This window comes from Streptomyces sp. NPDC005483, assembly GCF_040606035.1.
Lineage (GTDB): Bacteria > Actinomycetota > Actinomycetes > Streptomycetales > Streptomycetaceae > Streptomyces.
Genome location: NZ_JBEXEA010000069.1, coordinates 1 through 23,070 on the forward strand (window position 1 = coordinate 1; position 23,070 = coordinate 23,070).

Here is a 23,070-nt window from a genome sequence, read left to right on the forward strand (position 1 = left end):
CTCGACTTCGCCACCGGTGAACAGTCCCGTCTGTGGCCCGCTGTCACGGACAAACCCACCTCGGGAAGCGTCGGCAACCCGCCCTTCGAAGCCACCGCCCACTACCAGCAGACCCTCGGCCTGTGGGAGGGCATCGACCGTCCTTGACGGCTGGCGGGCGATACGGACGAGGCAGGGGACAACAGGGAGCGAGGTACTCGACATGAGTCAACCGACAGCAGCCGGCGACGCCGCACCGGCGACGATGCGGGCCGTCGTCGTCACCCGGCCCGGCGGCCTCGACGCACTTCAGATCCAGGATGTGCCGGTGCCCGTCCGCAAGCCCGGCTGGGTGCGGATCAGGGTCAAGGCATTCGGCGTCAACGAATCCGAAGTCACCACCCGCAAGGGAGAGTCGGACGCGGAGGTCACCTACCCTCGCATCCCCGGCATCGAGGGCGTCGGCATCGTCGATGAGGCCGACGAGAACAGTTCACTGAAGCCAGGACAGCAGGTGGCCACGATGATGGGCGGCATGGGGCGCTCGTACGACGGCGCGTACGCCCAGTACGTGACCGTCCCCGCGGCGCAGGTCATCCCGTTCGAGACCACCCTGCCGTGGGAGGTCGTCGGTGCGCTGCCGGAGATGTTCCAGACCGCCTACGGATCGCTGACCACCGGCCTGGATCTCAGGGCCGGGCATACGCTGCTGATCCGCGGCGGCACCTCAACGGTCGGGCTGAGCGCGGCGGCGATGGCCAAGGACATGGGCGCCACCGTCATCTCCACCACGCGTCACGCCGGGCGTGCCGACGAACTGCGGGCCATGGGTGTCGACCATCCGATCGTGGACGACGGACACATCGCCGAGAGGGTCCGGGACCTCGCACCGCAGGGCGTGGACGCCGCGCTGGAACTGGTGGGCTGCACAACCCTGCCGGACACCTTCGGATGCGTGCGCGTGCACGGCACCGTCTGCTTCACCGGCGCCCTGGGCGGCGCGTGGACGATCCCCGACTTCACCCCGTTCATGGTCCCCAGCGGGGTGCGGCTGACCAGTTACGCGGGCGAGGCCGCCGACCTCCCGGCCGACGTCTTCGCCCATCAACTCCAGGCCATTGCGGAGGGACGGCTCAAGGTCCCGGTCGCGAAGGTCTACCAGGGCCTGGAACAGGTCCGTGACGCCCAGGCCGACCTCGAATCCGGCACCACGCCGGGCAAGCACGTCGTCGTCCTCGACGACTGAAAACGCATCGCGGGACGCGACAAGGCCATCGGACACATCGAGTCGATCGACTCGCACCCACACATCGTGCGCCGTGAGTACCTCAACCCGGCGGTGAGCGCCGCCGCTCCTCGTCGTTTCCGAAGGAGAGAACAGATGACAGCGGCAGACCCCTTTGGTGCCTTGACCACCCGGCCCCCGTTGGACCCGGAACTCGCGCCCGTCGAGGAGGCGCGGGGGGCCGTGTTTCCTGCCCTGTCGGACGAGACCCTGCCAGAGATCCGACGGCAGATCGCCCAGGGTTCCCCCGGGTTGGATTCGGAGGCTCTGACGGCGGGCGGCAGAGTGGGGGTGGAGGAGCGCCGAGTACCCGGGCCGGAAGGCGAGCCGGACATCACTGTGCTGATCCTCAGCCCTGCCGAGGACCGAGGCCCCAAGGGAGGCATCCTCAGCCTCCACGGGGGCGGGATGATCATGGGGGGACGCCGGGACCACGTGAGTCATCTCCTTCCCCATGTGATCGAGGGGAGCGCGGTCGTCGTGTCGGTCGAGTACCGACTGGCGCCGGATCACCCCGATCCCGCGCCGGTCGAGGACTGTTACGCGGGCCTGGTGTGGATGGCGAAGAACGCGGCCGAGCTCGGTATCGACCCCGAGCGCCTCATGATCGCCGGAGTCAGTGGCGGCGGCGGCCTCGCGGCGGGGACCGCGCTACTCGCCCGCGACCGCGCCTTTCCCGAGCTCAGCCACCAAATTCTGATCTGCCCCATGCTCGACGACCGCCTCGAGACGCACAGCAGTCGCATGGTGGACCGCGAAGGCGTATGGGACCGCCACAGCAACCTGTACGCGTGGACCTCCGTACTGGGCGAGCGGCGCGGCGGCCCGGACGTGTCGCGGTACGCCGCGCCGGCCCGCGCCGAGGACCTCAGCCGGCTGCCGCGCACCTACATCGACACCGGCTCGGCCGAGGGGTTCCGCGACGAGATCCTGAGCTACGCCGGCCGCCTGTCCGAGGCGGGAGTGAGCGTCGATCTGCACATGTGGGGCGGGAGCTTCCACGGGTTCGACATGACGGTGGATCATGCGGCTGTGTCGCGCGCTTCCAGCGCGACCCGTGAGGAGTTCATCCGGCGGGCCCTTGACAGGTGAGTGGTGCGACAACGCGCAGACTGCGAAGACAGCCATTGCCTCCTGACGGGCAAGCCCGGCGTTCACCGCGTTTCCGTCAAGCGTCGGTCCTCGCTTCGCGGGCCGCGTAGGCGGCCGGGGTGAGGCCGGTGCGGTCGCGGAAGAAGCGGCCGAAGTTCGCGGGGTCGGTGAAGCCGAGGTGGACGGCCACAGCGCGGGCATCCCACCGGGCAGCTCCCAGCAGGCGCCGGGCTTCCAACAGGCGCCGCTCGTCGATGAGTTCACGTACCCCCTTGCCGGTGGCGTCCCGGGTGGCGCGGCTGAGGGTGCGGACCGAGCAGCCGAGCAACTCGGCGTAGTCCGCGGCTTGGTGCAGTTCGCGAAAGTGCAGCTCCAGGGCGTCCAGGAAGCGTCCGTACCGGTCGGCACGGCCGGCGCCGGCCGTGGCCGTTCCGATGGTGGCGATGCCAGGGGAGTTGGCCAGGCGCAGCAGCAGCGATTCGAGCAGGCTGCGGCGCAGGGCGTGGTGGATGTCGAGGGGGCGGCGCCCCAGTGCGCGGTGTTCGTCCAGGAGTTGGAGTGCCGTCTGCTGGAGCCAGGCGGTGTCGTCGGGGTGCGGGCTGAGCACGGCGGGGGCCTGGTGCGCGGTGAGCGGGGCCAGGAGACGGGCGAGGTCGGGCCGCAGCACGTCCGGTTCGAAGAGGATGAACGGGCCGCGGGCCGCACCGGGCGGATGCCAGCACTGCGCGTGCCCGGGACGCACCCACAGCCACTGGCCGGGGGCGACGGTCCGCGTGACGTGGTCGACGTCGTGCCGCAGCTCACCCTCGGTGACGGCGATGAGGTAGTGGAAGGTGGCGCGGCCCGGACGGGGCGGGTTCCACGGCCAGTCGTCGTGGTGGGTGAAGAAGTCCTCGACGGTACTCACCTCAAGGCCGTACGGGGTGCCGACCGGGGGCTGAAAACCGAACAGCGGTACCGCAGCCGGACCGGCCGCGCTTCCGCTCGGGTCAGGGTGTCGCCTGTCGACCATCACGTGTCCGCAGCCTACTGCCTTTCTGGTTGGCTGCGGCGGAAGGATGGGACGTGCCGCCGCGCCCGCGCGGCGCGCCCTCCACGTCTTTCGATGCCACAGTCCGTCACCACTTGAGGAAGGGAACGCCCATGAACGGACCGGCCCTGCACAAGACCGCCGCCGACTGCGCGGAGGAGCTCCCCGGAGCTCAGCTGGAACACCCTTTCGGTCCTGATTGGGAGGTCTTCAAGGTGCGCGGCAAGGTGTTCATGCTGATGACCGAGGTCCCGGGGCGGCCCGTCGTGATCCTCAAGGCGGACCCCGGAGAGGCTCAGGCCCTGCGGGAGCAGTACAGCCACATCACCCCCGGCTATCACATGAACAAGAGGAACTGGATCACGCTGGAGAGCGGAGAAGGCGTCGACGAGGAGCTCGTCAGGGAGCTCGTCACCGACTCCTACCGGCTCGTCGTCGCCCACCTGCCCAAGGCCGAGCAGCCCGTCGACCCGCACATCTACGGCACCGGCACGCGGGCGGCCCGGTGAGCGCGGCCGGTGACCGGTTTCAGGACACCGCCCGACAGGTGGCGCTGGCCCTGCCCGACGTCAGCCATGGATACCCCTTCACCCCAGGGCTCGACGTGTACAAGGTCGCGGGCAAGGTGTTCCTGATCGTCACCGACGACCCGGACGAACAGATCATCACGGTCAAGTGCGAACCCGAGCACGCGCGGGCACTGGAGCGCGGCCACGCATCGATCACACCGGGCCGCTATCTCGACAAACGGCACTGGATCTCACTGGGGCCGGGACCCGGCATCACCGAGCGGCTGGTCACCGACGTGGTCGAGGACTCCTACCACCTGGCCGTCGAGCGGCTGCCGCGACGCGACCGCCCCGGTGCCCGATGAGCGCCGCGCGCTTCCCCACGAGCGGCTGAGCCGACGCCTGTCAGTGCCCCGTGCAAGGCTCGTCATGTCCGCACACGTACGCACCTGTCCGCACGCCTCTGCCTGCGACCCGAGAGACCGATGGAACCGACCGAAGTGACCCTGCCGCTCTTCGGTGAGGAGCCCTCCCGGCCCCTCGCCGACCGCCTGCGCCCCACCCAGCTGGAAGATGTCGTCGGGCAGGACCACCTCCTTGCCCCGGACGCCCCGCTCGGCCGCATGGTCGCCCAGCAGCGCCTCGGCTCCGCCATCCTGTGGGGCCCGCCCGGCGTCGGGAAGACCACCATCGCCCGGCTCCTCGCGGACGCCGGCAACCTGGCCTTCGAGCCAGTGTCGGCCACCTTCTCCGGCGTCGCCGATCTGCGCAAGGTCTTCGCCGCCGCACGAAGCCGACGCGGCATCGGCCAGGGCACCCTGCTGTTCGTCGACGAGATCCACCGCTTCAACCGCGCCCAGCAGGACAGCTTCCTGCCCTACGTCGAGGACGGCACCGTCACCCTGATCGGCGCCACCACGGAGAACCCGAGCTTTGAACTCAACGGCGCCCTCCTCTCCCGCACCCAGGTCCTCGTCCTCAAACGCCTCGACGAAGCCGCACTGTCCACGCTCCTCGACCGCGCCGAGCAGCTCACCGGCCACCATCTGCCCCTGGACGACGACGCCCGCCGCGCACTGATCGCCATGGCCGACGGCGACGGCCGCTACCTCCTCAACATGGCCGAACAGCTCCAAGCCCTCCCGGACACCGAAACCACCCTGGACACCGCCGGGCTCGCCCATCACATCCAGCAGCGTGCCCCGCTGTACGACAAGGCGCAGGAGGGCCATTACAACCTGATCTCCGCGCTGCACAAGTCGATGCGCGGCTCCGACCCGGACGCGGCCCTGTACTGGCTCGCCCGCATGCTCGACGGCGGCGAGGACCCGCTGTTCGTAGCCCGCCGCCTGGTCCGCTTCGCGAACGAGGACATTGGCATGGCCGACCCGCACGCCGTCCAGCAGGCCCTCGCCGCCTGGGACGTGTACGAGCGACTCGGCTCCCCCGAGGGTGAGTTGGCGATCGCCCAGGCCGTCGTCTACCTCGCCACCGCCCCCAAGTCCATCGCCGTCTACCGCGGCTTCAACGCCGCACACCGATCAGCCCGGCACACCGGTTCACTCATGCCACCCGCCCACATCCTCAACGCCCCGACCCGGCTGATGAAAGACCTCGGCTACGGCAGGGACTACCAGTACGACCCGGACACAACCGACGGCTTCTCGGGTGACGACTACTTCCCTGACGACATGAATCGCCAGACGTACTACCAGCCCACCCGCAACGGCTACGAAGCCCAGATCACCGAGCGCCTGCGCCACTGGGCCGCGCTGCGCGCCCGCCGGCAACGCGGCTGACCGGCCGCGCCCGCGACGTCTCTGCGAGGGCCCTCGCGTCGGACCGCAGCACGGCCAAATGTCGGGGACGACTCCTGCCGTCGTGGCGTGTCGTCGAGCACGCAGGTGACTGCGAGAACCGCGTCCCTCCCGTTATGACGTCAGTGGTGTATGCTGCAAGCATAATAATTGCAGATGGGGGCTCATGCGTGACTTGGAAGATCGTCGTGGTTGAGCCAGCTCTTTCGTGGCTTCACGGCCTGCGCCGTACTGACCGCGACACCCTGATTCAGGTCAGCCAGGCTGTCACTGCCCTTCAGGAGGAAGGTCCCGCGCTGGGTCGGCCTCTGGTGGACACGATCAAGGGCTCGGCGCTGTCGAACCTCAAGGAGCTCCGCCCCGGCTCGGCAGGGGCCACGGAAGTGCGGTTGCTGTTCGTGTTCGACCCGGACCGCCAGGCTGTGATCCTGGTCGGCGGTGACAAGGCAGGCAACTGGTCCGGTTGGTACCGCGTCGCGGTGCCCCAGGCGGAGCAGGCGTACGCGGAGCATCTGAAGCGAATCGATGGAGAGGACGGGGCACGATGACTGATCACCTCAAGGACCCGCAGGCCGTCTCCTGGGGAGATCTGGCCGAGGATTTCGCTTTCACCGATGCCGAAAAGGACCAGATCCAGAAAGGGGCGCAGGCGATGGTCCTGGCCTCCCGTGTGCACCGCCTCGCCGAGTTGCGGAAGCGGCAGCACACCACACAGGTGCAGGTCGCCGAAGCCATGGGTGTCACCCAGGCCCGCGTCTCGCGCATCGAGAAGGGTCAGTTGGAGCGCAGCGAGGTCGACACCCTCGCCGCGTACGTCAAGGCGCTCGGCGGCAAGTTGAAGATCGTCGCTGACTTCGGTGATGAGAGCTACGTACTCGGCTGACTCGATCGACGCGCCGCTACCAGGTCGATGCACAGTCCAGAGGGCGGGATCGCTTCGTGACGTCAGGTGGCCTGGGATGGAGCATCATCGCGTCGGTAAGGGACTCCGCTGCGCGAAGGGTTCCAGCCCCTCGGCTGAACAGGGCGGACGCAGCTGCTGCTCTGGCAAGTGTCCAACTCACCCCCAGGGGCCATTGAGGGGCCGCAAGGACAGGAACGCATCGACAAACGCTGCACAGGGCTGACACGGATCAGCACGTCTGACCTGCAAGAACGGCGTGAATCGGCAATGATCGGCAAGGGCCGCCAAGATCCCCAATGGACTCATAATCCGTCGGCCGTGGGTTCGAGTCCCACCCGCCCCACCTTTGCAGGCTTCTGACCTGCGGAAACGTTCATTTTTGGGTGTCGGGGCGTCAACTTTGCCTGAACGGACTGAATCCGCTGCTCGTGGGTTTGGGGTCGGGTAGTGGTCGAGGAGTTGCAGCCCTTCTGACCTGCGGTGGAGCAGATGATCGAGGCCGTCACTCGGGGTCCGGGCGGCTGGCTTGAGGTCGATGACGAAACCCAGGGGCCTTACGGGGGCCGGGGCGGCGCAGTCGGGTCCTGGCCGACGGTGTCTCCGAGGGGAGATCGACATCCCATTGCGGCCAGTCGAATACCGGGTCGGCAGCGAGGGCGGTGCGGATGCCGGTACATCTGTCTGGTTCGCGGTCGCGTGCTGGGGAACTGCCCGAAGAGAAAACGGCCCTGCGGGGGTCGTCATCGGCCTCACCGATCTGTATGAGGACACGGCAGACGAGGGGGTTCGACTCCCCTAGGCTCCACTTGCTTGCACCCCTTACCTGAGGAAACGCAGGTCAGTGGGGTGCTTCCTCGGCGGATCCCCTGGGTTCACGTGGAGTCTCCTCGCGGACGCGAAAGCCCAGGCACCCGGACAGCATCACCAACCCCGCCCGCGCGGGACTTCACGGCGCGGGAACGGGACACGGCCTCATCGGCATGCGCGAGCGCGCGGACGCCGTCCACGGCACCCTCACCACGGCCATGCGCCCGACGGCACCTTCCGCGTCCACGCCACCCTTCCCCTGCACCCCGCCAAGGACGACAGCCTGTGACCCTGCGCATCCTCCTCGCCGACGACCAGGCCCTCCTGCGCGGCACCTTCCGCCTCCTTATCGACACCGAGCCCGACATGGAGGTCGTAGCCGAAGCAGGCAGTGGCTGTGAGGCTGTCGAACTCGCCTGCACCTACCGCGCCGATGTCATCGTGATGGACATCCGCATGCCCGAGATGGACGGCCTGGCGGCCACCCGCATCATCAGTGCGGACGAGGGCCTGGCCGGGGTGAAGATCCTCATTCTCACCACCTTCGAGGAGGACGAGTTCGTCGCCCAGGCCCTGCACGCCGGCGCCAGCGGATTCCTCGGCAAGGGCATCGACCCGGCGGACCTGCTCAAGGCCATCCGGATCGTCGCGGCCGGGGAGGCCCTCCTCTCACCGGCCGCCACCAAGGCCCTCATCTCCCGTTACCTCACCCAGCCGACCGCCGTCATCCCCGAGCACCTGCCCACCCGCCTGGCCACCCTGACTCCGAGGGAACGCGAGGTGATGGCCCTGGTCGCCACGGGGCTGACCAACGACGAGATCGCCGAGCACCTCTTCGTCACCCCCTTCACGGTCAAGACCCACGCCAACCGTGCCATGGCCAAACTCGGCGCCCGCGACCGTGCCCAACTCGTCGTCATCGCTTACCAGACGGGCATCGCCTCCATCGGTCCCTCATAACGGGGGAGATGTGATCCGGTGATTCAGTACGCGCACGGGCGGCCGGTCGGCGGTCCGGGGCTGACGAGTCCGCTCTCGTAGGCGATGGTGACGAGGTGGGCGCGGGAGGAAGCGCCGAGCTTCCGCAGGATCCGGTTCACATGGGACTTGACCGTGAGAGGGCTGATGCCCAGCAGGCGCGCCAGCGTGCCGTTGTCGGGCTGGGTCGCGACCAGGGCGAGTACCTGCCGTTCCCTGGCGGAGAGTTGATCCAGTGTCGGACTGGGAGGGTTGGCGGAGATCCTCGTCACCATGGATGGCGAGGAGATGACCGTCCCGCCCCGGCTGATCAGGTCGAGAGCCACCACGAAGGCAGCCGCTTCCATCTGCTGGCCGAGGATGCCGGTGACGCCGACGCGCAGGAGCGAACCGGCCTCCTCGGCGGGTGTCTCACCGATGACGGCGAGCGTGGTCCGGGCTGCGGCCAGGCGCAGGGACAGCAGTGTCGTGGTCCGCGGGGAAGAAGCCATGGCCATGGCGTCGATGAGGAGTATGTCCGGCCTCAGTGAAGGCAGTTGGGCCAGAGCACTGGCCAGGTCGGGGATCTGCGCCTGGACGGTCAGGAGGGCGGAGTCCTCGATGACGCGCGCGTAGGCCTCGCGCAGGAGAGCGGGGCCGCCCGTCAGGAGTACCCGGTGCATCGTTCGTCCTTCGGGTCGCCTGGAGGAGTGGGGATTCGAGCGGTGGCGGTCCGGTCCCGAGCGGGCTCACGATGCAGTCGGCGCCGCGAGCCCACCGGATGGATTCAGGAGACGGGCTGGGGTTCCTTGCGGTCCGTCGACGCCGTCTTCTGAAGGCTGGTGCCTTCGACGTCAAGATCGGGCAGTATCCGGTCCAGCCAGGCCGGCAGCCACCAGGCGCCCCGCCCTGCGAGGGCCAGTACCGCGGGTACGAGCGTCATACGGACGGCGAAGGCGTCGATGGCCACGCCGACGGCCAGGGCGAACGCGATGGGTTTGATCAGGGAGTCGTCCAGCGGGAAGAATCCGGCGAAAACGGTGAACATGATCAGTGCGGCCGCGGTGACGACCCGAACGCTGTGGCGTGCACCGTCGATGACCGACTGTCGTGCCCGGCCGGTGTGGGCCCATTCCTCGCGCATGCCGGACACGAGGAATACCTCGTAGTCCATGGCCAGTCCGAACAGCACGCCGATCAGGATGATCGGCAGGAAGCTGACGACGGGGCCGCTGTGCGGCACACCGAGGACGTCGGACAGCCAGCCCCACTGGAAGACGGCGACGACCAGCCCGAGCGAGGCGCCCACCGAAAGCAGGAAGCCGACGGCGGCCTTGACGGGGATGACCAGCGAACGGAACACGATCATCAGTAGGAGCAGGCTGAGGCCGACGACGATGGCGACGAAGGGGAGGAGGGAGTCGCTGAGCCGGTTGGAGACGTCGATGTTGACCGCGGTGGTGCCGGTGACCGCGATGGAGGCACCGGTGGTGGCACGGAGGTCAGCGCTCGTCGCACGGATGTCGCGGACGAGTTGGCCGGTGCGGGCGCTGTCCGGACCGGACGTGGGCAGGACGGTGATGACGCTCTGCGCCGGGTCGCTGGTGGGCTGGGGCGGCAGGACGGCCTTGACGTTCTTGAGGGTCTGCAGCTTCCGGGCCACTTGGGCACCGGCTTGTGAACTCGCTGAAGCCGTACCGCTCTTGGTCTCGGTCAGCACGAGGAGCGGGCCGTTGAATCCGTCGCCGAACTTGTCGCTGATCGTGTCGTAGGCCTTGCGCTCGGTGGAGGCGTGCGGGGCGGAGCCGTTGTCGGGAAGAGCGAGGCGCAGGTCTGAGGCGGGCAGGGCCAGGGTCAGCAGGATGCCCGCCACGGCCAGCACCGTCAGCAGCGGTTTGGCGATGACCCACTTGGTCCAGCGGGCGCCCATGGTGGTGTGGCCGGTGGGCCCTTCGGTGTCGGCGGCCCGCCGGGCGGCGCGGCTGCCGGGCTTGGGCGTGAGCCTCGAGCCGGCGAATCCCGCGATGGCGGGGACGAGCGTGATCGCGGCCAGTACGGCGATGAGTACGGCTCCGGCGGCCCCGAGGCCCATCGTGGTCAGGAACGGGATGCCGATGACGCTCAGGGCGGCGAGCGCGATGATCACGGTGGTGCCGGCGAAGACCACGGCGCTGCCGGCCGTGCCGGTAGCCAGCGCGATGGATTCCTTCGGGTGGGTTCCGCGGGCGAGTTGCTGGCGGTGGCGCGAGACGATGAACAGGACGTAGTCGATGCCGACGGCCAGGCCCAGCATCAGGGCGAGCGTCACGGCCGTCGAGGAGATGCTGACCGCCGGTGCCAGAGCGAGCAGCCCGGCCAGACCGACGGCCACGCCGATCAGCGCGGGCAGCAGTGCCATCCCGGCGGTCAGCAGCGAACCGAACGTGACGACGAGGACGAGCAGGGCCACGGCCACGCCGATGATCTCCGACGGGCCGACGTGGACGCCCTTGCTGCTGTAGACGGAACCGCCGACCGAGGTCTTCAGCCCGTCCTGCTCGGCCGCCTTGGCCGCGTTCTCGATCGCGTCGGTGGACGAGGTGCGGACCTGCGCGTTCTGTACCGGGTACTGGACCTGGACGATCGCCGTCGTCCGGTCCGCCGAGACGGCTCCTGAGGCGCGGGGCTCGACGACCTCGCTGACCTGGGGTGCCTTCTCGGCCGCCGTGACGGTCCGGGCGATGGCCGCGGTGTAGGGCGCCTCGGTGACCTGGTGGCCCTTGGGCGCGGTGAAGACGATCTGGGCATTGGCGCCCGCTGCTTCCGGAAGGGTTTTGTTGAGGCTGTCCAGCGCACGCTGCGACTCTGTGCCGGGCACCGAGAAGCGGTCGTCGAGCTTGCCACTGAAGACGCTGACGCAGGTGATGAGCGCGGCCAGGACGAAGAGCCATATGCCCAGGACCAGCTTTCGGTGGCGGTAGGCGCGGTGGCCCAGCCGGTGGAGCAGGACGGCCATGACGAACTCCCTTGGACGGTGGGATCCCGCAGGTCCGAGCGCGGACAGGGGCGGGGGAGCGGAGGGCACACCGGTCGGGAATGCGGTCAGGTGACGGGGCAAACGCCTACGGGTGGCCGTGTTCGATAGGCCGACTTTATCACCTGCTCAAGTCGAGCGATCGAGTCGCTCGACTGTTGCATCTGTCACGCTCGGCGTGAGCTGGCTGTGAGCCGGAGGACCGTGCGCGCGGCACGTAAGCCGGGAACGGGCGCTGGGGCCGAGAGGACGGCGGTGTCGTGACCGGTGCCGGGCCGGTCGGGCTCACCACGATGCGAGAGCTCGTCGAGGCAGGCAGGTCCGGGGGCGTCCCGGAGGCATGCGACCGGGTTCGTGGCCTGCTCGGAGATGGGCTCGGCGGCCGTCCAGGATGCGCGTCCTGGCGTCGGCGAGGGACGCCGGTGTGGCGGCGTACCAGGCTGCGGGGCACGGCGTTCGGGTCTCTGTGCGTGACGGCAAGGTCAGGTGGTTCTCCGGGCGCACGCCCCGATCTGCTGGCACTGCCGGAGATGGACGTCACCCTGCCCCGGATGGGACAGGTGGCGGGCGAGGTGACCCCTGGCGCCGTCGTGGCGGGCCCCGAACGCCCGTGATCCGGATGGCCTGACCTGTGAGACCTCGCTGTGCAAGGCAGAGATCGTCGGCGCTGCCGCCCAGGACGAGCGAGCGACGCGGTATGGTGCCGCGCTCCTTCACCCGGGGCGTCGGAGAGCGCGCCTCGGCACCGTCGACGACGCCGAGCAGGGCGGCCCGGTCCGGATGCGGCAACCATGACGCCACCGAGTCTCCTGCCATCGGATCTGAGGAAGGAGCAGTCATGGGCCGCCGATGCCGTCCAGGCCGTCGACCACAAGTGCGTCGCCACCGTGGGTACGCCTCACGCTGAGCGCAACCGCGGGCCGGGAATTCGACGACGTCGGTCACGTCCTGGAGCAGGGCGAACGGTGACGTCGACGTCGACGCGGCGCCTCAGAGGGCGTTCTCCGCCGCCGTTCACACAGAGAACCGCGACGGCTGGGCACGCGTCCTGCAGCTGTCAGCTTGCCGGTACGGACACCAGCTCCAGCCGACCGCCGGCCATGGCGACCACGGCGGACACGAAAGCCTGGAGGCAGGTGTGCTCGGCCTCCTCGTCGGGATGAGAGAGGCGCTGCATCGTGAGCCCGTCGAACCCGGCGAGGAAGAACCGGGCGATCGTTTCCGCGGGCTGGGCCAGCTGCTGTCCGGTGCGCTCGGCCGCCTCGGTCACCAGTCGCGCCGTCACCTTGGTCACCCCCCGGTGGTGGCTGTCGAGGGCCTCGCTCAGAGCGGGGGTGCGCAGTGCGAACATGGTCAGCTCCGAGAGGAGCTGATGGCTGGCGGGCTGCTCACGCACCGTTCGCCACAGAGCGGCGGCCAACGTGCTGGCCGTCTCCTCGAATCCGGCATCGGCCGGAGCGGCCGCCTCGACCTGGGCGATCAGATCCTGCGTGAGCTGCTCCATGACAGCGCGGTACAGCCCTTCCTTCGTGCCGAAGGTGTAGTGCACCGTGGCCTGAGCCACCCCCAGCTCAGCGGCGATGGCACGAGTGCTGCCGGCCGCGACCCCTTCCCTCGTCATGAAAGTGATCGCCGCTTTGATCAGCTGAGGACGGCGCTCGGCCGCGGGAACGTGAGCCATGACTGCATCATAGCGACCAAGTCTTATGAACAAGTCGATCGAACAAGTCAGGCGCCGAGCTGACGGAGGATGCTGCAGTGGCACGGCCGCTGAGGTCCGGTCTGTGGCCGCGTGGGTCAGTTCGCGCGGAAACGGCGGGTGAATACGTTGCCTCCCACACCCGCTCCCGGAAGCGGGAGGAACGAGGAGGCAGGCTCGTGAAGGAAATCCAGTTTGATACGTGTGTGATCGGGGCGGGACCCGCCGGACTGGCGGTCGCGCGGGCTCTGGCGGAGCGGAATCTGCCGTACACACATCTTGAGCGGCACACCGGGTCCGGCGGTATCTGGGACATCGACAATCCCGGGAGCCCGATGTACGAGTCGGCCCATTTCATCTCCAGCAGGACCCTGTCGGGGTTCGGCGGATTCCCCATGCCCGAGGACTTCGCGGACTATCCGCCGCACCGGCAGGTCCTGTCGTACCTGCGGTCCTTCGCCGATGCCTACGGGCTGACGGACCGGATCGAGTTCGGAGTCGAGGTCGCCGACGTCGAGAAGAACGTGGACGGAACCTGGACGGTCACCCGGGCCGACGGGCGGGCAAGCGTGCACGGACAGGTCGTCGTGTGCACGGGCTCGCAGTGGCACCCCAACATCCCTGCACTGCCGGGTGAGTTCAGCGGGGAGGTCCGGCACACCGTCGGTTACCGCAGCGCGGAGGAGCTGCGGGGCAAGCGGGTCCTGGTCGTGGGTGCGGGGAACTCCGGGTGCGACATCGCGTGCGACGCTGCCCGGACGGCGGACCACGCGGTGATCAGCATGCGGCGCGGGTACTGGTTCATCCCCAAGCACCTGTTCGGCCGGCCGGTGGACACCATCGCCAACAACGGGCCGCATCTGCCGATGTGGCTGGCGCAGCGCGTCTTCGGTGCCGTACTGCGGATCATCAACGGCGACCCGACGCGGCTGGGGCTGCCGAAGCCGGACCACAAGCTGTTCGAGACCCACCCGGCCATCAACTCGATGCTGATCCACCACCTCCAGCACGGCGACATCACCGCCAAGCCCGGGATCGCCCGCACCGAGGGCAGGACCGTGCATTTCACCGACGGCACGAGCGACGACTTCGATCTCATCCTGCTGGCCACCGGCTACGTCCACAAAGTGCCGGTAGCGCAGCAGTACTTCGGCGACGAGCAGCATCCCGACCTCTACCTGTCGTCGTTCTCGCGCGAGCACCAGGGCCTGTTCGGCCTCGGCTTCATCGAGACCAACTCCGGCGCGTACCAGCTCTTCGACACCCAGGCGCAGTTGATCGCCGGTTACCTCCACGACGCGCGGCACCGGCTGCCGAATGCCGAGCGGTTCACCCAGAGGATCCGTGCCGACCGACCGGACCTGACCGGCGGGCTGAAGTTCGTCGAGTCGCCCCGCCACACCGGTTACGTCGACAGCGGGGCCTTCGTGAAGTACCTGGGCAAGGTCGCACGCGAGATGGGCTGGCGGACCGAGGGCCGGCCGCCGCAGGTACGGTCCCCGCGACGCGCGGAGGCCACGGTATGAGCAGGTTCGACTTCACCGACAAGGTCATGCTGGTGACCGGCGGCGCGGGCGGTATCGGCAGTGCGCTGTGCCACCGCTTCGCCTCCGGCGGCGCCCGCTGCGTCGTCGTCGACATCGACCAGGCCCGGGCCGAGAAGGTCGCCGCCGACCTGCCCGGTGCCGGGCACACGGGCATCGGCTGCGATCTGATGGACCGCGCCAAGATGGAGCGCCTCTTCGACCTGGTCGCCGATACCTACGGTCGCCTCGACGTGCTCGTCAACAACGTCGGCATGACCAGCGCGGAACGCTTCGACGTGCGGAGCGTCGAGAGCATCGAGCGGGAGATCACCCTCAACCTGACGTCCCCGCTGATTGCCACCAGGATCGCCATTCCGCTTCTCATGGCTTCCCGGGACGCCCGAGTGGTCACCACCGTCTCCCTCGGCGGGATCTTCCCCCTGGGCGAGACCCCGATCTACACGGCTTCCAAGTTCGGGCTGCGCGGCGCGATGCTCGCTATCGGCCTCGACCTGCGGAGCAAGGGAATCCAGGTCGGCTCGGTGCTGCCGTCGGCGACCGACACCCGGATGCTGCGTCAGGAGGCCGTGGACGGCGGCAACTCCATGCAGTTCCAGGACCGGCCCCAGCGGCCCGCCGACGTCGTCGCGGCCGTGGTGAGTCTGCTGGACAAACCCCGCCTGGAGGCCTACCCCCGGACCGGTGAGTCCCGTCTGGTGCGGTTCGCGATGCTCGCACCGAACCTGCTGCCCAGGATCTTCCCGCTGTTCCGCAAGCGCGGTGATCGCGGCATGGCCCGCTATCTGGAGGATCTTCGCCGCCGCGGACTGGCCCGCCGGACCGACGGCCGCTGGGAGCTGGTGGAGGAAGCATGAGCACGCACCAGACGCTGCATGTCGTCAACCCCGCCACCGGGGAGCCGATCAGCACCCTGCCCGCCGCGAGCGCCGACGACATCGCCAAGGCCGCCGAGCGGGCCCGGCAGGTCTTCACCGCCGGAGTATGGTCGCGGCTGCCGGTCCGGGAGCGCGCCGCGGTGCTGCTGCGGCTGGCCGACCTGATGGAACGCGACGCCGAGATTTTCGCCCGGCTGGACAGCGAGGACGCGGGCAAGCCGATCACGGAGTGCCGTACGGGCGACGTACCGGGCGCGATCGAGTCGATCCGCTGGTTCGCCGAGGCGGCCGACAAGGTCTTCGGCCGGATCGCGCCGAGCGGGCCCCACGGGCTGGGCCTCATGAGCCGCGAGCCGGTCGGCGTGGTCGCGGCGATCCTGCCGTGGAACTACCCGCTGGCCATGACCGCGTGGAAGGTCGGACCCGCCCTGGCCGCGGGCAACTGTCTGCTGGTCAAGCCGGCCGAGGCAACCCCGCGTTCGGCCCTGCACCTGGCCACGCTCGCCGCCGAGGCCGGCCTGCCCGACGGGGTGCTCACCGTCCTGCCCGGGTACGGTTCCGAAGCCGGGGCGGCCCTCGCCCGTGACCCCCTCGTGGGGGCGCTCTCCTTCACCGGGTCCACCGCGACCGGCCGCCGCATCCTCAAGGACGCCGCCGAGAGCAACTTCAAGCGCGTCTCACTGGAGATGGGCGGCAAGAGTCCCCAGGTACTGATGGCCGACGCGCTCTCCTACGGCGACGAGCTCATCGACAACATGATCGAGGCCGCGTTCCTGACGACGGGGCAGAACTGCACGGCCGGCTCCCGCGTCCTGGTCCACCGCAGTATCGCCGATGAGATCCTGGAGCGGTTCACGGCCGCGGCCAGGGAACTCGTCATCGGTGACCCGTCCGACTCGCGCACGCAGGTGGGGCCGCTCATCGACCGTGCCGCCTTCGAGCGGGTAGCGGGAGCCGTGGAGGTCGCCCGAGCCGGTGGAGCCAAGGTCCATACCGGGGGACTGCCCCACGGTCTGCCTCCGCACGGCGCCTACTACCCGCCCACCGTGATCACCCGCGCCCCCGACGGCAGCGACGTCCTTACCAAGGAGCTGTTCGGGCCCGTCGTCACCGTCCAGACCTTCGCCTCGGAGGACGAGGCGGTGCGGATGGCCAACGCCACCGAGTACGGGCTCGCCGCCTCGGTCTGGACCCGCGACCTCGACAGCGCGCTGCGGCTGGCACGCGGCATCGAGGCCGGAGTGATCTCCGTGAACGCCTACAGCGAGGGCGACATCACCACGCCCTTCGGCGGCTGGAAGCAGTCCGGATTCGGCGGCGTGGAGAAGTCCACCAACGCCTTCGACCAGTGGACCCGGGAGAAGACGGTCTGGATCCGCACACACTGACCTCGGGCCTGGGCCCTGGCCTAGGAGCGATCCGTACGCATCTGCTCCCGCAGGTGGACCGGGGAGGTACCGTGCCAGCGACGTACCGCGCGGCGCAGCGCGCGCTCGTCGGAGAATCCCGCCCGCCGGGCGATGTCACACAACGTCAGTTCCGGCCGGAGCAGCAGCTGTTCGACGCGTTCCCGGCGTACTCCCTCGACGAGTGCCTCGTACGTCGTGCCGCAGTCGGCCAGTCGGCGGCGCAGCGTCCGTTCGCTCGTCGAGTGCCGCCGTGCCTGTTCAGCGAAGGAGGGGATCGCCGGCAGGCTCTGCGCGACGGAGATCTCCAGTACCTCCAGCAGGTCCTGCTGGTCACGGCGGGAAGCCATCTGCGCGTCGAGCATCTCCAGTGTCGACGCGTAGGCCACTGGATCCCGGCCGGGCATCCGGGTACGAGCCCACGTGGCGTCGATGAGCATCCGGTTCGTCGGGGCGCCGAATCGGACCGGACAGCGGAACAGGGCGCCGTACAGGTCGAGTTGGCGAGGTGGCGGAAAGGAGAACTCGACTGCCCGTGGCGCGAATGCCGGGTCGACGGCCAGCCGCGACAGTGTGACCACGGAGGCGAACGCCTCCTCGCTCAGGAAGGACGCCACGGCCGGGTCCATGGCGGGATCGGGGAGGTCGGCACGCAGCACGAAGGCCTCGTCCTCCTTGCTCGTGGCGGCCGACCACACGACCATCGCCCCGGACAGGTTCTGGTATTTCACTCCCGTCTCGATGGCGTGTTGCAGCGTGTCATCGGCCATCAGAGCGAAGCCGAGCAGGCCCCACGCGGTCAGGTGCTGTGCCGCTCCGACCTTCAGCCCCAGGCGCTCGTCCCGGGTGAGCTCGAGAGCACGCCGGATCACCGCGCTGCCCTGCCGGTACGACACCCTCAGCGCGGCGGAACGCATGACCGTCTCGTCCAGCCCGACCTGCTTCAGCAGGGGTCGCAGATCGATGCCGCGCTCGTCGGCGACTGTGACGAGACAGCGCAGGATGTTCGGCTGGATCGTCGCCGATGTGCTGCGGCTGGTCCCCGGAGGGTTCGCCGGGTCGGGGGCAAGGGACATCGCACTCACCTTCTCCTCGGCGACCACTGTAGGCAGCCTGGCACCACCCGGTCGCGGGCCTGGCCCCCCAAGTCCCCTGTACGGCCCCTGGCGTCCGTGCGCCCGCGTTCCACGCCTGACTACGGTTTCCGGAATCCGTACCGCGTTGACTCGTCGGCCCTCCCACGCACACTGGAAATGAAGGTGTGAAAGCACCATGCCCTCTAATGCCTTCCGGGCTGGGTCCGGGAGCCCAGTCTCCAAGATCGGTGCCCGGCGGGTCGCGGCCATCGCGTTCGCCGCACAGGGCGCCTGTGTCGCCGCCGTGTACACGACTGTCCCGGCCGTCACCGAACACCTGAAACTGGCCCCTCTCCTGACGACCGCCTTGATGGTCGCTGTGGCGCTGGCGGCAGGGGGCGGCAGCTTCCTGGGTCTCTCCGCGATCCGCCGTGCTGGTCCCGTCGCCGCGATGCGCGGGGCCATGCTGACGGCCGTGGCCGCGCTGGTGCTGATCGGCTGGGCCCCCGGCCAGGCTGCCGTCACCTGCGCGTACCTCCTCTTCGGGCTCGCTGTCGGCGCCCTCGACGTAAGCGTCAACACCCGGGCCGCCGAGATCGAACGCGCCTACGGCCGCAGTGTGTTCGGCTCGTTCTACACGGCATGGAGCATGGGCGGCGTGGTCGCGGCGCTGCTCACCGCCGGGGCAGCCCGGCTGGAGTGGCCCGTGGCCGGCGGCCTGACCCTGCAGGCAGGCAGCGTCCTGCTCCTCGCCGTGTGTATGCGCACACATGACCTCCCCGCCCCCAAGGGACCCCCGGCCGCCGTCGCGCAGCCCCCGCTCGGGCACCGCGTGTGGATCCGGCTCATCCCGTTCGGCCTGGTTCTCCTGGTCGTCTACGTGATCGAATCCTCCGTCTCGGCCTGGTCGGCGGTCTACCTGCGGCAGACTCTCGCCGCGTCCCTCACGGTCGCGCCGCTGGCGTACGCGGCCTATCAGGCAGGCACGGTCATCGGCCGAGCCGGCACCGATCGCCTCGTACAGAAGCTCGGAACGGTCACCGTCGTGCGCACCGCGGCCCTGCTGGCCGCCGGCGCCCTGGCAGCTCTGGCTGCCGCGCCGGGCTGGCCATTCGCCGTGCTCGCTTCCGGGGCGGCGGGCCTCGGGGTGTCTGTGCTGGCTCCGCTGTGCCTGGCTTCCGCCGCGCGATTGCGTCCAACGGCCTCGGAGGCGGTCCTGGCACGCCTGAACCTCTTCAACTACGCCGGGGTCATCACCGGTGGCGCCGTCGGCGGACTCCTCGGCTCCACCGGCCACTTCCGTCTCGCTTACGCGCTACCGGCCGCACTGGCCGTTCTTCTCCTGGCTGCCGCCCGCCACTTCACCCAACCTTCGAGCCCGACCCGCACGGAAAGCGTCCCTCCCGTCGACCGGGTAGATCCTCGACTACTCGGCTGAGCGATCGATGACGGGGGTGTCGCCGTCGAAGACGCCCCGAGGCCCCGGCCGGACGCTGGCACCGAGCCCGCCCTCGAATCGACCTCTGCCCCCGACTTAGATGAGGCCACGCGTGGAGAGGAACCCGCTCCACTGATCAACAGCGTTTTCGGCGATCTGCAAGGCGTCGTGCTCCGTGCCGCCGGACGCAATGCAGAAGCGGTGCGCCGAGGTCCCGGTGCCGACAGAGACCTCGACGTCGTTCCGCGCGATCGTCGTGGAAAGGTCGCCCGTCCTCGTCCTGTTCAGCTTGAGGTGCTTCGAGCCGTTGGCGAGATCTGCACAGACCTGGAGCACCGGACTGCTGTTGATCAGGTCCTCCACGGCTTTACTGGTCAATCTGCTCCCTGGATCGTTCTTCAGCCAGTCCTTGAGGTGATACACGGTCTCGAGGAACGACAGAACCAGGTCGACTGCGGCGTCGGTGCCTCTTGGCGCGCCCGTGTATACGGCCCGCACATCCTCAAGGCGGCGGCCTACCCGCTCCCACTGCGATTGCCAACCTTGGCCAAGCATGAAACGAGTGTCTCAGGCGGAGTCACCGCCGACATCTGCTCGTTAGGGAGCTCGACTATCCGCCCTCACGCGGTACAGCTCAAGAGGCTCCGGCCCGTGAGTATCGGGGAGGAGCCTCTGCGCGTTGGAAGGGAAATCCGCTGTGCGAGGGTTCTATCCCCTTGGCTGGACGGGGTGAACGCGGCTGCTGCTGTGGTGAGCGTTCAACTTATTGACTCTCAGGGGCCATTGAGGGGCCGCAAGGACAGGAACAGACCGACAAGCACTGCAAAGGGCTGACACGGATCAGCACGTCTGACCTGCAAGAACGGCGTGAATCGGCAATGATCGGCAAGGGCCGCCAAGATCCTCAATGGACTCATAATCCGTCGGCCGTGGGTTCGAGTCCCACCCGCCCCACCTGTGCAGGCTTCTGACCTGCGGAAACGTTCCGCGTTGAGCGTCTGAACGTCAACTTGCTCTCAACGGACTGAATCCGCTGCTCGCGAGTTCGGATTCTTCTGAGTCTGGCGCCGTCCGCGAGTAGGCGCGCGGCTCTGACCTGGGGCGGAGCAGGTGGTCAGGGTGGTTGTCGGACCCGGGAACAGCTGCCCTGGGGCTCGGAGCCACGATCCAGGGACCAGACAGGGACCAAGACGGCGCCGATGCCTCGCGTGTGTAGGTTTTCCGGCTGGGTCCCTGCTCATTCGTCGGCTGTGAGCCTTCGTCCGCAGAGCGCCCGGTCGGATCACGCGTGCAGTGGGACAACGAGCTGGCCATCGGACGCCGCCCGGGGCATGAGTTCGCCGCCCTGGCCGGGCTGCTGGCCTGCAAGGTGATCCTTTGCCGGGCCCCGCGACCCGGACTGAAGGGTCTGGTCGAGCGGACGAACGGCTACCTGGAGGCCAGCTGCGCGGCAGCCTGCTGTTGGCACCCGGTGAGTTGGAGCGGCTCGACTTCCTCCACCAGTTCGCCGACCGATTCGACATCCAGGACAGAGCCGCGAGCGTCAACCTGGGCCTTACCCACTTCCTCGCCGATGTGGCGCAGGACCCGCGACGCTTCTCGCTGCTGCCCGCCGACGTGCCGCTGCCGGAGGTCCCGGGCTGCGTTCTATTCCCCTGGTCAACCCCGCACCGCTGTACGCCTGGTCGCTTGCTGTGGCGCACAGGCAACGGACACCCTGGGCTGGACGGCCTCACCGCCGCCTGCGCCGCGCAAGCAGGGTAGAGCCGATGGCTGGAGTACGACCCGGCGCGCGACTGGCTGCCCGAACCGCCCATGAACGCACCCCGGGGCAAAGCAGCCTTGAACAACGCTGGAACGGGAGCAGCCCTGGGGATTTTTGGAGGACTTCATCAGTGAGGGCGTGCACCAGCGACGGCTGGACGAGACGCAGGGTCAGATCACGGCCGAGGAGCACGGTACCGGGGGCGGGAACGGCCTCGTCCGCATCCGACAGCCGACCGAGCACCAGTTGGCTGCGGGAACTGAAGTCCACGGGCCGGCGGGTAGTCGTTGCGCCCCGGGCCGATGGAGTGGCGGCGGGCCGTGAGCCAGTCCACGATGCCGAGGTGCCTTCTGCGCTGGGAGCCTTCAGCCGGTTCTGGCTGGTGGTGTTGTTGTCCAGAAGCTCACTGAGACTGTGGCCGCGGGCTGGTCTCTCTCTTTACGCAACATGAGTGAGTCAGCTGACTTTTCCGCCCGGTGCTGGTGGTGAGTCTCGTACGGTCTGCGTACGGGGCCGACGGCCGTGGGGGAGGTCCTGACGGCCGGCGCCGGTTGAAAGGCGCACCTGCATGTTGAGGTTGGGGAAGCCGTCGGACGGGCTCACGGTCCAGACGAGTTGCTGCCATTGGGCCAGGGCAAGTGTCTGGAGCGCGGCCGCTGTGGAATGTCTTGTTGGAACAGTGCCGCCTGCCCTGGATGGTGGGCAGGCGAGGGTCTGGCGGCGCGGATGATGTCCCTCGGACCGTCCATCAGCTGCTGGGTGTTGACGTTCTCTCTGCTGCTCCGTGTCTGGGGCGCGAGTGGGCGGGTGCGGAAGCGGCTGCTGCTGTTGGCGGGATCTACGACCGCCGGGGGCGTCTATCGGGCCGCGACTACCGCGCTGTGGGCTCAACCGGCGCAGGGACTGGACTCACGAGGCTTGGCCGGTTTGGCGGTGGTCACCGGAGTGACGATCGCGGTCGGTCTGGGGATGGCCGGTCTGGTGGTCGCCGCCGATGCCGGTACCGGTCGGCACGCGTGGCTGCGGCGCGTGCTTGATGGGGCCGTCACGGCCGGGGCTGTGTTCATGGCCGGATGGGTATTCCTGGGGAGAGCCGGTGATGGCTGGCGGCCGGAGACGGGGATGATCGGCGTCCTTTGGGCCTCGGAAGTCGTGTCCCTCAGTTTTCTGCTCGTCCTGCGACGTCTCGTACGGTGCGACCAGCAGGCCACTGTGTGGGCAGCGATCGTCGGACTGTTCCTCATGCTGATCGGCGACACCCTGCGACTGCGGATGATCGGCGGCCCACATGGCTCCGAGGCGCTGTCATTCCAACTGGGCGACGTCTGCGTTACCGCGGGACTGCTGGCAATCGCTGTCGGACCCTGGGTGCCCGGCGGGGGGAGCGTACTGGTCGCAGGTCGGCCGATGCTGCGGTCGGGGAGCGCGTTCATTGTCCTGACAGTCTGCACCGTCACGGCGCTCGGATATGCGTTGACTCCTCGTGCCTACGACCCGGTATCGCTGTTGGTCGGTGGAACAGTGATGCTGGGCCTCTGGGCACGCCATACCTTCCTGCCGAGCGAGAGCACCGGAAGAGATGACTGAGATGCCTGTCCGGCACGGAGGATTCCGTGCCGGACAGGCATCTCAGAGGAACCGCAGGGACCACATAGGGACCACAAGGACCGGAACCAACCGACAAGGACCGTGCAAGGCCGTCGGGGATGCACTCGCGTGACCTGCAAGAACGCCATGAATCGAAGTGAAATGGCAAGGACCGCCAAGATCCTGAATGGACTCATAATCCGTCGGCCGTGGGTTCGAGTCCCACCCGCCCCACCTGTGCAAGCCTCTGACCTGCGGAAACGTTCATTTTTTGGGGTCGGATC

General features: G+C 68.7%; 20 protein-coding genes and 1 tRNA gene. 15 read left to right on the forward strand and 6 right to left on the reverse strand.

What is annotated here, in order from left to right:
• Nucleotides 1–202: 202 nt before the first annotated feature.
• Together ABZT06_RS48525 and ABZT06_RS48530 are read left to right on the forward strand one after the other, a co-directional pair.
• Nucleotides 203–1,225 carry a zinc-binding dehydrogenase gene (locus ABZT06_RS48525; protein WP_355755879.1) on the forward strand — a complete coding sequence of 341 codons (1,023 nt, stop codon included), beginning with the start codon at nt 203–205 and terminating at the stop codon, nt 1,223–1,225.
• A 135-nt stretch (nt 1,226–1,360) separates the two neighbouring features.
• Nucleotides 1,361–2,356: an alpha/beta hydrolase gene (locus ABZT06_RS48530; protein ID WP_355755882.1), complete on the forward strand. Its 996-nt coding sequence runs from the start codon at nt 1,361–1,363 to the stop codon at nt 2,354–2,356.
• 76 nt (nt 2,357–2,432) lie between these two features.
• Here ABZT06_RS48530 and ABZT06_RS48535 read toward each other — a convergent pair whose 3' ends face one another.
• Complete coding sequence (locus ABZT06_RS48535) at nt 2,433–3,263, reverse strand: AraC family transcriptional regulator (RefSeq protein ID WP_355755884.1); 831 nt, start codon at nt 3,261–3,263, stop codon at nt 2,433–2,435.
• A gap of 236 nt (nt 3,264–3,499) precedes the next feature.
• On the opposite strand from ABZT06_RS48535, the gene ABZT06_RS48540 reads away from it, so the two are divergent.
• From ABZT06_RS48540 to ABZT06_RS48565, 6 genes are all read left to right on the forward strand, one after another.
• The gene (locus tag ABZT06_RS48540; protein ID WP_355755886.1) at nt 3,500–3,895 is read left to right on the forward strand and encodes an MmcQ/YjbR family DNA-binding protein; all 396 of its coding nucleotides are present in this window, start codon (nt 3,500–3,502) and stop codon (nt 3,893–3,895) included.
• Nucleotides 3,892–4,260 (forward strand): MmcQ/YjbR family DNA-binding protein, encoded by a 369-nt coding sequence (locus ABZT06_RS48545; protein ID WP_355755889.1) that lies wholly within the window; start codon nt 3,892–3,894, stop codon nt 4,258–4,260. The genes ABZT06_RS48540 and ABZT06_RS48545 overlap by 4 nt, the downstream gene beginning before the upstream one ends.
• 120 nt (nt 4,261–4,380) lie before the next feature.
• Nucleotides 4,381–5,694: a replication-associated recombination protein A gene (locus ABZT06_RS48550; RefSeq protein WP_355755891.1), complete on the forward strand. Its 1,314-nt coding sequence runs from the start codon at nt 4,381–4,383 to the stop codon at nt 5,692–5,694.
• A 188-nt stretch (nt 5,695–5,882) separates the two neighbouring features.
• On the forward strand, nt 5,883–6,260 hold the full coding sequence (locus ABZT06_RS48555; RefSeq protein WP_355755893.1) for a type II toxin-antitoxin system RelE/ParE family toxin: 378 nt from the start codon (nt 5,883–5,885) through the stop codon (nt 6,258–6,260).
• Nucleotides 6,257–6,595, forward strand: a complete 339-nt coding sequence (locus ABZT06_RS48560; protein ID WP_104780727.1) for an XRE family transcriptional regulator — start codon at nt 6,257–6,259, stop codon at nt 6,593–6,595. The genes ABZT06_RS48555 and ABZT06_RS48560 overlap by 4 nt, the downstream gene beginning before the upstream one ends.
• A gap of 1,113 nt (nt 6,596–7,708) precedes the next feature.
• Nucleotides 7,709–8,383 carry a response regulator transcription factor gene (locus ABZT06_RS48565; protein ID WP_355755896.1) on the forward strand — a complete coding sequence of 225 codons (675 nt, stop codon included), beginning with the start codon at nt 7,709–7,711 and terminating at the stop codon, nt 8,381–8,383.
• A gap of 23 nt (nt 8,384–8,406) precedes the next feature.
• On the opposite strand, the gene ABZT06_RS48570 is transcribed toward ABZT06_RS48565, so the two are convergent.
• The 3 genes from ABZT06_RS48570 to ABZT06_RS48580 all read right to left on the reverse strand — a co-directional run bounded on the left by ABZT06_RS48570 (nt 8,407) and on the right by ABZT06_RS48580 (nt 13,074).
• Nucleotides 8,407–9,063: a response regulator transcription factor gene (locus tag ABZT06_RS48570; RefSeq protein WP_355755898.1), complete on the reverse strand. Its 657-nt coding sequence runs from the start codon at nt 9,061–9,063 to the stop codon at nt 8,407–8,409.
• 104 nt (nt 9,064–9,167) lie between these two features.
• Nucleotides 9,168–11,375 (reverse strand): MMPL family transporter, encoded by a 2,208-nt coding sequence (locus tag ABZT06_RS48575; RefSeq protein ID WP_355755900.1) that lies wholly within the window; start codon nt 11,373–11,375, stop codon nt 9,168–9,170.
• Nucleotides 11,376–12,450: 1,075 nt separating this feature from the next.
• Nucleotides 12,451–13,074: a TetR/AcrR family transcriptional regulator gene (locus tag ABZT06_RS48580; protein ID WP_355755903.1), complete on the reverse strand. Its 624-nt coding sequence runs from the start codon at nt 13,072–13,074 to the stop codon at nt 12,451–12,453.
• 197 nt (nt 13,075–13,271) lie between these two features.
• On the opposite strand from ABZT06_RS48580, the gene ABZT06_RS48585 reads away from it, so the two are divergent.
• Genes ABZT06_RS48585 through ABZT06_RS48595 form a run of 3 tightly spaced genes read left to right on the forward strand, consistent with a single transcriptional unit; the run spans nt 13,272 to nt 16,902 of the window.
• Nucleotides 13,272–14,618 carry an NAD(P)-binding domain-containing protein gene (locus ABZT06_RS48585; RefSeq protein WP_355755906.1) on the forward strand — a complete coding sequence of 449 codons (1,347 nt, stop codon included), beginning with the start codon at nt 13,272–13,274 and terminating at the stop codon, nt 14,616–14,618.
• Nucleotides 14,615–15,493 (forward strand): SDR family oxidoreductase, encoded by an 879-nt coding sequence (locus ABZT06_RS48590; protein WP_355755908.1) that lies wholly within the window; start codon nt 14,615–14,617, stop codon nt 15,491–15,493. Before ABZT06_RS48585 ends, ABZT06_RS48590 begins: the two co-directional genes overlap by 4 nt.
• Nucleotides 15,490–16,902, forward strand: a complete 1,413-nt coding sequence (locus ABZT06_RS48595) for an aldehyde dehydrogenase family protein (protein ID WP_355755910.1) — start codon at nt 15,490–15,492, stop codon at nt 16,900–16,902. The genes ABZT06_RS48590 and ABZT06_RS48595 overlap by 4 nt, the downstream gene beginning before the upstream one ends.
• Before the next feature lie 20 nt (nt 16,903–16,922).
• Here the strand turns inward: ABZT06_RS48595 and ABZT06_RS48600 are convergent, their stop codons facing one another.
• A complete protein-coding gene (locus ABZT06_RS48600; protein WP_355755912.1) occupies nt 16,923–17,996 on the reverse strand; it encodes an AraC family transcriptional regulator ligand-binding domain-containing protein in 1,074 nt (357 codons plus the stop codon).
• A 196-nt stretch (nt 17,997–18,192) separates the two neighbouring features.
• Here ABZT06_RS48600 and ABZT06_RS48605 point away from each other — a divergent pair, with 196 nt between their 5' ends.
• Nucleotides 18,193–19,434, forward strand: coding sequence for an MFS transporter (locus ABZT06_RS48605; RefSeq protein WP_355755914.1), 1,242 nt, complete (start codon nt 18,193–18,195; stop codon nt 19,432–19,434).
• Between the two features lie 96 nt (nt 19,435–19,530).
• Here ABZT06_RS48605 and ABZT06_RS48610 read toward each other — a convergent pair whose 3' ends face one another.
• Entirely contained in the window at nt 19,531–19,989 is a 459-nt protein-coding gene (locus tag ABZT06_RS48610; RefSeq protein ID WP_355755916.1) for a hypothetical protein, read from the reverse strand.
• Between the two features lie 906 nt (nt 19,990–20,895).
• Here ABZT06_RS48610 and ABZT06_RS48615 point away from each other — a divergent pair.
• From ABZT06_RS48615 to ABZT06_RS48625, 3 genes are all read left to right on the forward strand, one after another.
• On the forward strand, nt 20,896–21,198 hold the full coding sequence (locus tag ABZT06_RS48615; protein ID WP_355755918.1) for a hypothetical protein: 303 nt from the start codon (nt 20,896–20,898) through the stop codon (nt 21,196–21,198).
• 928 nt (nt 21,199–22,126) lie between these two features.
• On the forward strand, nt 22,127–22,786 hold the full coding sequence (locus tag ABZT06_RS48620; RefSeq protein WP_355755920.1) for a hypothetical protein: 660 nt from the start codon (nt 22,127–22,129) through the stop codon (nt 22,784–22,786).
• A gap of 157 nt (nt 22,787–22,943) precedes the next feature.
• Nucleotides 22,944–23,020: transfer RNA gene (locus ABZT06_RS48625), tRNA-OTHER, on the forward strand.
• The last annotated feature ends 50 nt before the right edge of the window (nt 23,021–23,070 follow it).